Source organism: Streptomyces sp. ISL-66 (assembly GCF_018614135.1).
In the GTDB taxonomy this organism is placed as follows: Bacteria; Actinomycetota; Actinomycetes; order Streptomycetales; family Streptomycetaceae; genus Streptomyces.
In genome coordinates this window covers 24,198-36,868 of record NZ_JAGGOW010000238.1, presented here as the reverse complement: position 1 = coordinate 36,868, position 12,671 = coordinate 24,198, and the positions used below count along the sequence as shown (strand labels likewise).

Genomic DNA, 12,671 nt, shown 5'->3' with positions numbered 1-12,671 from the left:
GCAATCGCCACATCACCGCGTTGAAGTGTTTCCGCAGGTCGGGGATAGGACCGACCGCAGCGATAGGGAGATGGGGTTCGATCAGAGCCCACTGCTCGTCGGTGAGATCGCCTCGTGCCATGACTGATGGCCTATCAAGACCAAGACCCTGCGCGCAGGCGATCTACCAAACTCATGATCTGGACTCCAGACAGGACCTAGTACACCGGCGGCGTCAACTGGTCCGGCGCCCTCGCGTTCCTGGCGGGTGTGGCCGCTGCCGCCCTCTGCGTCAACACCCTGTACACGGGCCCGATCGCCACGGCCCCTGGGCAGCGTGGACCTCTCGCTGCCCGTCGGCGTGGCCGTGGCGGAGTTCGGCGCCGCCCATGCCCGGCTTCGCGCGGCGCTCAGGCCGTCTCCCACTGCCGCTCTCCCCGTAGTCCGCCCCGAGTCCGGGCACGCGGTGGGCGGCCGGTAGCCTCGGTATCCCGCGAAGCTTTCGCGCGGCGCACGCCTTGCCCCATCTCTCATATTCCTACCCACACGATGCCCCGCGCGACTACGCGCCGGGGCATTCCTCATTATGAGCAGGAGTCAGAATTCATGCACCGTTCAATCGGCCGGGGTAGATGGAGCAGACGGGGGAGGGGACAGATCGCGGTTCTTTCCATATTCTCCCTGATCCTCGCGGTCCTCAAGGTGCTCGGCCAGCCGGCACCGGCCGTGGCCGCCGTCAACGACTACCGGTTCGCCACCTGGAACATGCAGGGTGCGGGCGGCGGGTCGAAGTGGACCGAGGACATCCTCGGAATGCTCGACGACCGCTCCGGCGGCGGTCCGCGCAATGCCGTCGTCTCCTTGCAGGAGGCGGGCAATCTCCCTGCCGATTCCTCGATCAATCCGATCGTCGACCATACGGTGACCGCCGAGTACACGGACTTCTCGGACCGGACCCTGCCCGTGCAGAACACCATCAACTACACGGTGCGGCAGTACAATTTCGGCTCGGCGAGCCGACCCACCCACACCCTGTTCTGGATGCAGACCGACACGGGCGGGACGGCGACCAACCCCGGCCGGGTCAACATGGCGATCATCGTAAGGAACAGCGCGGTCTCCGGAACCGTGACGCCACTGGTCGTTCAGCCCGACACCATGAACGGCAACGGTCAGGCCGGTAGCGGGACGCTCCCGCGCCCCATGATCGGCGTGCGGATCGGCAACGACTCGTTCTACAGCGTTCACGGGTTCTCCGGCAACGGCAACGACCGGGACAACGCCATCCGGGCCGTCATGGACCGGGGCAGTGTCTCCGGCGGCGACTGGGCGGTGGCCGGAGACTTCAACTACAACCTCATGGGCGCCAACGCCGCGGGGCAGCGCAACACGTGGAACCCTCCGGGTGGACACCTGCGCAGGAGCGGTGACGTCACGCATCCCGGCACCGGCGGGAGCCAGGACTCGGAACTCGACTACGCCGTCACCAGCACGCCGCCCGCGCCCGGTACGACCACCCAGCGCATGGCCGTCCTGGGCTCGGACCATTTCGGGGTCCAGTTCAACTCCCCGATGCGGGCCATGGCGGAGCCCGGATACACCTACCGGTTCCGCGACTACTCCACCGACGGCGCCAGGGTGATCGAGGCCGCGGGCGACTCCCGTGAGAACGGCACCGCCGTGAAGCAGGCGGTCTGGCGGCGCAGCCTCGGCCAGGTCTGGCAGGCCGTCCGGCACATCGACGTCGACGGCCGCGTGTACTCCGAGTTCGTCAACGTCAACGCCAACAAGTGTCTCGACGGCGAACCCGAGCCCACGACTCCCGACGTCCTGCGGCTGAGCATCAAGGACTGCCTCGCGTTTCCCGGCAGCAGCCAGCTTTGGACTTACGAGCCCTCCAACCACACCTTGGTCAACCCCGACGGACGGAGCGTGGCGACCGACGGGTCCGCCTCGTACGACGGTCAGCAGCTGTACGCGTACGGCACCACCGCGGGCCTTCCCTGGCAGATGGAACCGGTCGACCTGCGGTACTGGGGATCCTCGGGCTTCCCCGAGCTCGCCAACATGGCGATCATCGACAAGACGACCCAGCGCCGCGTCGCCAACTCCACCGGCGCGTACCCCTCACCCGTCGACGGTAGCCCCGTGAGCCAGGGGACACCGGAGAACAACGAACACTGGCGGATCGAGTCCGCTGGAGTACCCGGCTGGTCGCATGTCGTCAACAACAGCTCCGGTCTCTGCCTCTCCGTCGATCCGGCGGACGTCTGGAGCAGCACCCACCGGATGGTGAAGGACGCGCCGTGCGCGGCCGGCGACTACCGGCAGGCTTGGGAGTACGACGACGAGGAGATCCGCAACGTCAGGGGCTGGACCCTGCTGGCCGGAGCCTTGCAGGGCGAGTTCCTCGCGGGCGTCATCATGGCCACGATGACCAGTGCGGCGAAATTCGGTTACGTCAGCTACTCCCCCTCCTACCGCCCCGCCTACTGGTCGGAGGCCTCCCGGGGATCGACCGACCGGGCGGACACGTTCCTCCAGCAGGCCATGGACCGTTTCGCGTCCGGCTCGGCCCTGCGCGTACCGCAGAGCTACACCGGCGGTCACTTCGCCCCCGGCGACGAGTTCGGCCCGACCGGCTACCAGGCGTCCTTCACCTACGACAACGCCCTGATCATCACGGCGTTCTTGCAGCGGCGCAGCGGCGAGGACGTCTCCCACGCCATCGCGCTCGGTGACAGCCTGCTGTACGCCCAGGCCCACGACATCAACCCCGACGGCCGCCTCAGGGCCTCCTACGAGCCGGAACCCTTCGTCACCGCCTCCGGGACCCCCTACGTCGGCAGCTTCTCCGTCTACACCGGCAACATGGCCTGGGCCGGCATGGCCTTCACCCGCCTGTACCGCGCCACCGGCCAGCAGCGGTTCCTCGACGGAGCCCTCAAGGCCGCCCACTGGATCCAGGACCACTCGGCCGACGGCCGGGGTCAGGGCGGGTACACCGGCGGCGAGCGCAACGCCGATGAGACCGGTGCCGAGATGATCCCGATCCAGTGGAAGGCCACCGAGCACAACATCGACACCGGCGCCTTCTTCGCCATGCTCGCCGCCACCAGCGGTGACCAGGTCTGGAAGAGCCGCTCCGACAACGCCTTCTCGTTCGTCCGCAGCATGCAGGCCGACGACGGCCGACTGTGGACCGGCACCGGCCTCGACGGCGTCACGCAGAACCGCGACACCGTTCCCGAGGACGTCCAGACCTGGAGCTACCTCGCCACCCTGGACCCCGCCTACTCGCGTTCCATCGACTGGGCGGCCACCAACCTCGCGGCCACCGACGGCCCCTACACCGGCGTCAGCTTCGGGCGTACGGACACCTCCAAGGTGTGGTTCGAAGGCACCGCCCACCTGCTGGCCGCCTACAACGCACGCCGCGCGGACGGCGACGACGCCAAGGCCAGCGTCCTGCTCAACACCCTCCAGCTGGCGCAGAGCGGCGCCCCGAACACCGACGGCAACGGCCTGGTCGCCGCGTCCCGCGACGGCCTCACCACCGGCGAGGGCGACATCTACTACGCCGCCCTGCACACCGGTGCGACCGCCTGGTACCTGATCGCGGCCAACGGCGGAAACCCCTTCCGCCTCTGAGCTCGACCTTCGACCCCGCTGCTGTATCGGGCGGAGGTCGTCGGCCGGCCCCAGCCGGGTCGCGTCCAGCACCCCGACCGACGTCCCACCCGGCCGACCCGATCAACGCCCCCATCGGGGGCGTTTTTTGGTGCGCGGGGGCGTCCACATGCCGATGCACCAGAGGTCATCGGTGAGACCGGTGAACCAACTTGGCCGCATTGACCCCTCGCTGACCGACCGACTGCTCCCCGTCGCTCTGCTCGTCATGGACATCCGCCTGCCGCTGCCCCATGGCAGGGGTGCAGCTCAATCTTCGTCATCCGCCCTGGACAGGGCCGCGGTGATCAGGCGAGTGGCGAATTCACGGTCGTCGGCGATGCGGTTGATCTGCTCCGCGAGAAGAATGGCGGTGGCTTCCAGAGGAGTCATCTCCTCCTCGGTCCACTCGCCGTACTGCTTGCGCCACAGACTGGGACTCAGGCCGGTACCTGCGGCGATGACCATGCCGGCCATGGTGGGAATGGCCTGAGGAGGGACGCTCCGCGACATCGTGCTCATCGTGGCGACGAGGTTCGGCACCACGAACTGGATGACGTCCTCGTCGTGCTCTTCACAGGCTTTTCGCAGCCACGTCATGAACATGTAGATGAGCGTGCACGTCCCGTCGAGCAGCTCGTGGGCTCCCCGGGGCCCCAACGACGCGATGAACTGGTCCGTCAGCAGCCGCTGCTCGGGGCCGGTCTCGGTGTCGTCGTAGATCGATTTGAGGCGGGAGTCGATCACCATGAGCGCCGCACCCACATCGCCGGCCGGAGCGTACTGAGGTTCGCAGGACGATGGCACTGAGCTCTCCTTGGGTGTCGGCAGCCTACGGCTCTACGTCCATACGGTAGGCCGCGGAGCAGGCCCGGGTCTGGTGAATCCTGAAGCCGCTGCCTGCGGGTGTCGTTTCCTGCGGGGGACTCTGGGCAGGCGCAGGACAGCGGAGTCCCGATCGGCAGCGGCAGCGGCTGGCATGGCCCACCGGCATGTGACCGCCCGTGGTACCGGAAGGTGAGGAGGGATTCCCATGCGGTTCCAAGACCGACAACAGGCCGGTCGGCAGCTCGCAGCCAAACTGGAAGAGCTACGAGCGACCCAGCACTGGCCGGATCCGATCGTACTGGCCCTTCCACGAGGCGGCGTTCCCGTCGCGGCCGAGGTCGCCCGCACCCTTGACGCGCCACTGGACGTGCTCGTTGCCCGCAAGATCGGGGTACCCGGCCAGCCGGAGGTGGGAATCGGCGCGATCGCCGGCGAGGACCCGCCTCTGTTCGACTGGCGTGCCCTGAAGATGCTCGGCATCAGCCCGGACGAACTCACCTCCGACGTCGCGCGGGAACGCGTCGAACTGCACCGCCGCGAAAGCCTCTACCGGCACGGCCGACCCGCCCCCGTCCTGCACGACCGCACGGTGATCCTGGTCGACGACGGACTGGCTACCGGAGTCACCGCCCGCGCCGCTCTGCGCCTGATCCGCGCCGAGCACCCGGCCGCTCTCGTCCTCGCCGTACCGGTGTGCGCCGCACGGACAGCGGAGGACCTGGGCCGGGACACCGACCAGGTCGTCTGCCTCCAGCCCCACCGCGACCTACAAGCGGTCGGCGTCTGGTACGACGACTTCCACCAGGTCACCGACCGCGAGGTGATCGACATCCTCGAACACGAGCACGCGGCCGGCTGACGCCGGAGCGACCGACATCCTGCTGCTGGACCCGACCGACCACCGACTACTTCCTGTACGTGCGCTTGCTGCCCGAAGTCGCCACCGACGTCTGGAACGAAGCGCTGACCGGTGTCAGGGGCCGTGGCAGGGTCAGGGTCAGGGTCAGGGTCGGTGATCCGTGAGGAAGTCCGCGATACGCGATCCCCAGGTCCGCACGTCGGCGCGGGTACGGGAGAGGTGGAGCTCGGCCTCCGGCAGACAGTCGGCCAGGGCGGTCGCCGTCGACACGGGGTGGCCGGGGTCATCCACCCAGGTCAGGATCAGGGCCGGGCACCGCAGCGCGGCGAGCGTGGTGGGCGGGGGCAGGTCGGAGCGGGCCAGGCCGCGCAGGACGGACGGCAGGATCGGCTCCGGCGGCGTGGGCGGGAACTCCGGGACATCGGCGACGACGGCGGGACGGTGCGGGTCGCCCCGGGCGGCGAGCCAGTCCCCCGCCCCTTCCCGTTCGATGGTGTCGGCGGCGGCCCGGTTCGCCCGGGCGTACGCCTCCCGGGTCGCCCAGGCGGTCGGCGGGAGGAGCAGGACCAGCCGGGAGAAACGGTCCGGCGCGCGGACGGCCGCGTGGAGGCAGGTGCCGCAGCCCATTGACGCGCCGATGGCGTCGACGGGTTCTACGGGTTCTACGGTGCCCAGATGGTCGAGCAGGCTCAGCAGGTCGTCGGCGAGCGAGGCGTAGGTGTAGTCCGTATCGACGGGCCGGCCGGTGGAGCGGCCGTGGGCGCGTGCGTCGTAGCGGACCAAGCGCCGGCCCGTCCGGAGGACCGGCGCCCAGTCGAACAGGTCCATCCGCTGCTCGACGGCCTGGCTGACGAACCCGCCGTGCGCGTACACCGCCAGCGGTCCCGTACCGGCGTCGTCGTACACCAGCTCGGCCCCGCGGTGGTGGAACCGGCCCTCTACGACCGGCCGCGTTCCCGGTGTCCCCATGGTGAGGCGCCTTTCCGCCCGTCCGGGCTTTCATGCCCCGGCCGTCGAAGCGGGCCGGAGGCCAGCGCTGTGCGGGGGCAAAGAGTGCGCCCGCCTCTCCGTGCGTGAGAAGCCGCCCGCGCTGCGCCGGGCTACCCCCGGCATCTGTTGTGGCTTCGGACCATCCCGGGCGCGCCGTCTTCCCGGCTCCCCACGGGGTGGGCTGCGGCGGCGTGCTTACGGCATAGGCAGGCGCGTTTCGAGGCGGGCTTGAAGCGTGAGCGCGGCCCTCTTGAGCTGGTCGTCGTCGCGGGCAGCGAGGCGGCCGAGTAGGGCAACGAGTGCGCCCGCCTCGCCGTGCGTGAGGAGTGGCAGCCGGTCGCCAGGCTCGTCCAGAAGGTCCTCGATGTCGTCCAGGGTCATACAGAGACAACGGGCACAGGCCGATGCGGTCACGCCCGCTGTCAGTTCCGCGCTGACCACACGGCGAGCTGGAGGAGCGGCGCAAGAAGCTGTTGACCACCCAGCCGCTGACCGCGATGCCTACCAACGCCATGGTCAGCACCAGCAAGTTGAGCCGGTTGCGGATACGACCCCGGTCCGGCAGCAGGCGCTGCGCAGCCGCTCCGGGCGCCGGTGGTTCGAGGACCATGGCCATTCCTCCTGCAAACGAGACGGGACCGACGGTGACCGTACCGATCGGGAGCGACATCGCAACGGCTGAGCCTGTCACTGGAGGCAGGCCTTACGCAGCTGCGCCCTTCCGGCCGGATCGAGTGGTAGGGGCGGGCTTGCCGGGCCGCGTGCTCGCGGAGATCAGGCTCGAAGGGCTTCCCTGCTCTCCTCAGCGGGGACGGGAGCTGCTTGCGGGGCGCCCGTCGAACCGGCCCGGGCCGGTTCGAACCCCTTGGCGATGAGCCGGACGGCGAGCGTCACCTCCCAGGCGAAGACCGGGACGGCCAAGGCGGAGCCCGTGACCGAGATCTGCTCGTAGGCCCCGAACATCACGGCCACCGCGGAGGCGCATATCAGTGGGCCGCCGATCAGCCCCAGCACGGCGATGAACCGCGGCACGAGCCGGGAGCGGTACATCACGTACGCCAGCAGTGCCGTGTTCAGGCCCAGGGCGACGTTCGGACCGAGCAGGAACGTCCAATCGTGCAGGGCCACGAGGGCCCGGTCGGCGCCTGCCGTACCGGTGGCGTGCGCAGTGGCCGAGGCCCCCGTCGCTTCCTGCCGCAGCGTCACGAGCGTCAGGACGCTGAGGATGCCGACGGTGATGATCGCGGCTTCCAGGAGGCGGAGGCAGGCGTACCCGAGCGCCATCCCCTCGTGCCGCCTCCGGAGGACGGGGAACAGCACGATTCCGGTGCCGATGACGGCGGCCACGAGGGTCAGTTCGCACAGTGCCCCGAGGAACGCCGAGGTGGCGGCGCCGGCGCCGAGGGTTTCCGCCTCGCCGTCCAGGAGGGGTCGGTAGAGGGCCAGCCCCGCGATCGCGGCGATCTCGGTCACCAGGAACAGCACGCCCGCGGCCACGGCGGTCTTTCTGTCTGAGCTCATCTTCGGTCCTTTCGACCAGGAAGGTGTACGCCGTACACCTCGCTGGCCGCCACAGTAGGTGTACGGCGTACACTCGTCAAGGAGTACCGACCGATGCCCGATCCGGGTCCGTGAGGAGAGACGAGATGGCACAGCAGCCGGAGACCGGGCGCCGCGCGCCGCTCAACAGGGAGCGCGTACTGCGGGCGGCCGTCGCACTCGCGGACGACAGCGGCATCGAGTCGCTCAGCATGCGCAGACTCGCCCAGGAGCTGGGCGTCGTGCCGATGGCCCTCTACAAGCACGTGCCCAACAAGGAGCAGCTGCTGGACGGCATGGCCGATACGGTCGTCGCCCAGATCGACCTGCCGCCGAGTGGTTCCGGCTGGAAGGACGTGGTCCGTCAGCGTGTTCTGTCGGCCCGCCGGGTGCTCCTGCGCCACCGCTGGGCCTCGCAGGTGATCGAGTCACGGACCGGACCGACCCCCGCCGTGCTGGAGTACCTGGATTCGATGATCGGGACGTTCCGGGACGGCGGCTTCTCCGTCGACCTCACCCATCACGCGATGCACGCCATGGGCAGCCGGCTGCTGGGCTTCAGCCAGGAGCTGTTCGACGACTCGGGGAGCGCCGGCCCCGACGGCGGGGCCGAGGCGCTCGCGGCCATGGCGGCCAGGTACCCGCGGATCGCCGAGCTGGCCGCGGGAGCCGCCCATGACACGACGTCCGTCGTCGGCCGGAGCTGCGACGACCAGTTCGAATTCGAGTTCGCGCTGGACCTCCTCCTGGACGGCCTCGAGAAGCTCCACCAGCGGGGATGGACCTCCGCCGGGGGCGGGGCCGGAGCATGACGACGGAGTGACGCGCTCCGCCTGCTCCGAGCGGTTGTCCCCAGCTGACGAGGCCGTTCGGGCGCCGCCAATTCTTTTGTCGCTTGCCGCGTTTCGCCGTGCGCGCGCCCGGCTCGTGGGCGACGGTGGACCGTCCCCGCACGATTCGCGTTCCGAGGAGACCCGTCATGAACTGGACGCTCGAAGTGGTCCCGGTACCTGTCGCCGACATGGACCGGGCGAAGGAGTTCTACGCCGACAAGGTCGGCTTCACGGTCGACCTCGACAGCGAGGTCTCCCCCGGCATCCGCATCATCCAGCTGACACCGCCCGGCTCGCGCTGCTCGGTCGTGCTGGAGCACGGCATGCCCCCGTCACCCGGAGCGCGCCAGATGGCGCCGGGCACCCTGCACGGACTGCAACTCTGTGTGACCGACATCGAGGCGGCGCGCGAGGAGCTGGCGGGACGGGGCGTGGACGTCTCGCCGGTGCGGCACGTCGGCGAGACGGGCTGGGAGGACGGCAAGGGCGGCACCTGGAACTCCTTCCTGACCTTCACCGACCCGGACGGCAACGGCTGGGTGGTTCAGGAAGCCCCCTCGGAGCTGTCGGAGCGCTGACATCCCGCGCCGGTCGTACGGGCACCAGGAGCGCTCGCCATTCGGCGGCTACGGTCCGGCGGCCGACTCGCCGTTCCCGGCAACCACGGATGCCATGACCGCCATGACGTTCGCGGCCCCCCTGGCCCGGGCAGCGCGCCACTTCGACGGCGTGGAATGTGCGTCCGGCGTACCACGGGCGGCCGACGGTGCTACAACTGATTTCGTGACCCATCCTTGCAACCCGTACCGGGGACGTCGGTGCGGTCACTGACCGGAAATCGCCCGCGGAGCGTCGCCAGGCAGGTATTCGTCCTCCAGGTGGCGGTCGTGGTGCTGCTCGCCGCCGGTGCGGTGCTCGCGCTGGTGCTCCAGTCGCGCCACGACATCGACCGCGAGGCCCGCACCCGCTCCGTGGCGGTCGCGCAGACCTTCGCGCGCTCGCTCGGGCTGCAGGAAGCCCTCCGCTCCCCCGATCCCTCAGCGGTGCTCCAGCCGCTCGCCGAGTCGACGCGCAAGGCCGCCGGGGTGGACTTCATCGTGGTGATGGACACCCGCGGGATCCGCTACACCCATCCCCTCCCCGACCGCATCGGCAAGCGGTTCGTCGGCACGATCGAGCCCTCGCTGGCCGGCCACGTGTACACGGAGAGCGTGGCCGGTCCGCTGGGCAATGAGATCCAGGCCGTCGTGCCGGTCTTCGCCGACGACGGCCGGGTGGTGGCACTGGTGTCCGCCGGCCTCACCGTGAAGAACGTCACCGGTGTGGTCGACCGGCAGCTCCCCGTGATCCTCGGCGTCAGCGCGGCCGGCCTCGCACTGGCCACCGCGGGCGCGGCGCTGATCAGCAGACGCCTGCGACGCCAGACGCACGGGCTCGGCCCGCTCGAGATGACACGGATGTACGAGCACCACGACGCGGTGCTGCACGCCGTCCGCGAGGGGGTGCTGATCACCGATGGCGCGGGCCGGCTGCTGCTCGCGAACGACGAGGCGAAGCGGCTCCTCCGGCTGCCTTCGGACGCCGAGGGGGCACTCGTCCGGGAGCTGCCCGGCCTCGACCGGCACGTGGCCGACCTGCTGATGTCCGGTCGGGAGGCCACCGACGAGGTGCACGAGGCCGGGGACCGGCTGCTGGTGATCAACCAGAGGCCGACGCGGACCGGCGGTGGGCCCGAGGGGGCGGCCGCCACCATCCGCGACACCACCGACATGCGCGTCCTCAGCACCCGCGCCGACGCGGCCCGCAGGCGACTGAGGCTGCTGTACGACGCCGGCGTCGGGGTCGGCACCACCCTCGACGTGGAGCAGACGGCCCAGGAGCTCGCCGACGTCGCCGTACCGCGCTTCGCGGACTTCGTGACGGTGGACCTGGCCGAGTCCGTGCTCCACGGGGACGAGCCCACCCCGGGCGCGGAGCTGCGCCGGACCGGGGTCAGCGGAATCCGCGACGGCGCGCCCCTCTACCCGCGCGGCAGGCTGATCGGCTTCCTGCCCTCCACCCCGCAGGCGCGCGGCCTCAGCAGCGGCCGGGCGGAGGTGGTCGCCGACCTCGCCGACGCGCCCGGCTGGCACGCCCAGGACCCGCCGCGGGCTCAGGAGATCATCGACTTCGGGATCCACTCCCTGATCACCGCTCCCCTCACGGCCCGCGGCGTCGTACTCGGCGTGGCGAACTTCTGGCGCTCCCGGAAGCCGGAACCCTTCAACGAGGAGGACCTCTCGCTCGCCGAGGAGCTCGTGGCCCGGGCCGGCATCACCATCGACAACGCCCGCCGCTACACCCGCGAGCACGCCCTGGCCGTGACCCTCCAGCACAGCCTGCTGCCGCGCGACCTGCCCGAGCAGAGCGCCGTGGAGGTGGCGCACTACTACCTGCCCGCCCATTCCGGGGTCGGCGGCGACTGGTTCGACGTGATCCCGCTGCCGGGCAGCCGGGTCGCGCTGGTCGTGGGCGACGTCGTCGGCCACGGACTGCACGCCGCGGCCACCATGGGCCAGCTGCGCACGGCCGTGCTCAACTTCTCGTCCCTGGACCTGCCCCCCGACGAACTCCTGGCCCGTCTCGACGACCTCGTCCAGTACATCGACCAGAGCAGGGAGGGCGGCGTCGACGGGGGCGGGCTGCTCGGAGCGACCTGCCTGTACGCCGTGTACGACGCGGTGACCCAGCGGTGCACGGTGGCCCGCGCGGGGCACGTGCCACCGTTCGTGGTGCGCCCGGACGGCTCGACGGAGATTCCCGACCTGCCTCCGGGCGCGCCACTGGGGCTGGGCGGCTTCCCCTTCGAGTCGGCCGAGCTGGACCTGAGCGAGGGCTCGCAGCTGGTGCTGTACACCGACGGCCTGATCGAGGATCCGGGCCGGGACATCGACGAGGGGCTCGAGCTGCTCCGTTCGGCCCTCGCCCACCCGGACCGGGGGCCGCACGAGACCTGCCGGGCGATCCTGAAGGAGCTGCTGCCGGTGAACCCCCGGGACGACGTGGCCGTCCTGGTCGCGCGGACGCGGGCGCTGGGCGCGGACCGCATCGCCGACTGGGAGGTGCCGTTCGAGCCGAGCGCCGTCGGGCAGGTGCGGGCCCGCGCCGTGGCGAAACTGGAGGAATGGGGCCTGTCCGAGCTCGCCTTCGGCACGGAGCTCGTCCTCAGCGAACTCGTCACGAACGCCATCCGGCACGGCAGCGCACCGGTCCGCGTCCGGCTGCTGAACGACGACAGGCTGCTGACCTGCGAGGTCTCCGACGGCAGCAGCACCTCACCACACCTGCGGTACGCCGCGACCACGGACGAGGGGGGCCGCGGGCTCTTCCTGGTGGCTCAGATCGGCCGTAGGTGGGGCACCCGTTACACGGCCCACGGGAAGATCATCTGGTCCGAGCAGCCGCTGCCGGACGCCGCGGAACACTGAACGGCGGGCTCACGCGGGAGCCGGGTAGATCCTGGACTGCTTGACGCTGCCGTACGCGAAGCTCGATTCGATCGAGGCGATGCCGGGAATGGCGTGGATCCGGTCGCGCACCAAGGCCTCGTACGCCTGGAGGCTTTCGATGACGACCCGGAGCAGGTAGTCGCTGCTGCCCGCCATCAGGTAGCAGTCCTGGATGTGCTCGATGACCGCGACGTGCTCCTCGAACACCCTGACCGCCTCCCCCGTGTGGCGCTCCAGGCGTATCCGTACGAAGACGGTGATGGGAAGACCGAAGCCGACCTGGTCGACCATCGCCGTGTATCCGCGGATGAGACCCGCTTCCTCCAGCCGCCTCACCCGGCGCAGGCAGGGCGACGGGGACAGCCTGATCCGGTCGGCGAGGTCCTGGTTGGACAGCCTTCCGTCGGCCTGCAGTTCGCGAATGATTTGAAGATCGACCCCATCCACGGCGCCTCCTTGGCGGGCGGCGACCGCTTCACGGTCATC

Annotated in this window: 10 protein-coding genes; 5 read left to right on the top strand and 5 right to left on the bottom strand. The window is 70.2% G+C overall.

Annotated elements, in window-relative coordinates; genetic code table 11:
• The first annotated feature begins 681 nt into the window (after positions 1-681).
• Positions 682-3,630, top strand: coding sequence for a hypothetical protein (locus tag J7E97_RS34970; protein ID WP_215035617.1), 2,949 nt, complete (start codon positions 682-684; stop codon positions 3,628-3,630).
• 288 nt (positions 3,631-3,918) lie between these two features.
• Here J7E97_RS34970 and J7E97_RS34965 read toward each other — a convergent pair whose 3' ends face one another.
• On the bottom strand, positions 3,919-4,398 hold the full coding sequence (locus tag J7E97_RS34965; protein WP_251055658.1) for a hypothetical protein: 480 nt from the start codon (positions 4,396-4,398) through the stop codon (positions 3,919-3,921).
• 283 nt (positions 4,399-4,681) lie between these two features.
• Here J7E97_RS34965 and J7E97_RS34960 point away from each other — a divergent pair, with 283 nt between their 5' ends.
• Complete coding sequence (locus tag J7E97_RS34960) at positions 4,682-5,335, top strand: phosphoribosyltransferase (RefSeq protein ID WP_215035613.1); 654 nt, start codon at positions 4,682-4,684, stop codon at positions 5,333-5,335.
• 144 nt (positions 5,336-5,479) lie between these two features.
• On the opposite strand, the gene J7E97_RS34955 is transcribed toward J7E97_RS34960, so the two are convergent.
• From J7E97_RS34955 to J7E97_RS34945, 3 genes are all read right to left on the bottom strand, one after another.
• Complete coding sequence (locus J7E97_RS34955) at positions 5,480-6,304, bottom strand: alpha/beta fold hydrolase (RefSeq protein WP_215035611.1); 825 nt, start codon at positions 6,302-6,304, stop codon at positions 5,480-5,482.
• A 216-nt stretch (positions 6,305-6,520) separates the two neighbouring features.
• Positions 6,521-6,706, bottom strand: a complete 186-nt coding sequence (locus J7E97_RS34950) for a hypothetical protein (protein WP_215035609.1) — start codon at positions 6,704-6,706, stop codon at positions 6,521-6,523.
• A 393-nt stretch (positions 6,707-7,099) separates the two neighbouring features.
• Positions 7,100-7,846 (bottom strand): DUF4386 domain-containing protein, encoded by a 747-nt coding sequence (locus tag J7E97_RS34945; protein WP_215035607.1) that lies wholly within the window; start codon positions 7,844-7,846, stop codon positions 7,100-7,102.
• A gap of 125 nt (positions 7,847-7,971) precedes the next feature.
• Between J7E97_RS34945 and J7E97_RS34940 the strand changes: the two genes are divergently transcribed.
• From J7E97_RS34940 to J7E97_RS34930, 3 genes are all read left to right on the top strand, one after another.
• The gene (locus tag J7E97_RS34940; RefSeq protein ID WP_215035605.1) at positions 7,972-8,676 is read left to right on the top strand and encodes a TetR/AcrR family transcriptional regulator C-terminal domain-containing protein; all 705 of its coding nucleotides are present in this window, start codon (positions 7,972-7,974) and stop codon (positions 8,674-8,676) included.
• Positions 8,677-8,843: 167 nt separating this feature from the next.
• A complete protein-coding gene (locus J7E97_RS34935) occupies positions 8,844-9,275 on the top strand; it encodes a VOC family protein (RefSeq protein WP_215035603.1) in 432 nt (143 codons plus the stop codon).
• A 249-nt stretch (positions 9,276-9,524) separates the two neighbouring features.
• On the top strand, positions 9,525-12,164 hold the full coding sequence (locus tag J7E97_RS34930; RefSeq protein ID WP_251055661.1) for a SpoIIE family protein phosphatase/ATP-binding protein: 2,640 nt from the start codon (positions 9,525-9,527) through the stop codon (positions 12,162-12,164).
• 9 nt (positions 12,165-12,173) lie between these two features.
• Here J7E97_RS34930 and J7E97_RS34925 read toward each other — a convergent pair whose 3' ends face one another.
• On the bottom strand, positions 12,174-12,632 hold the full coding sequence (locus tag J7E97_RS34925) for an Lrp/AsnC family transcriptional regulator (protein ID WP_215035600.1): 459 nt from the start codon (positions 12,630-12,632) through the stop codon (positions 12,174-12,176).
• Positions 12,633-12,671: the final 39 nt, after the last annotated feature.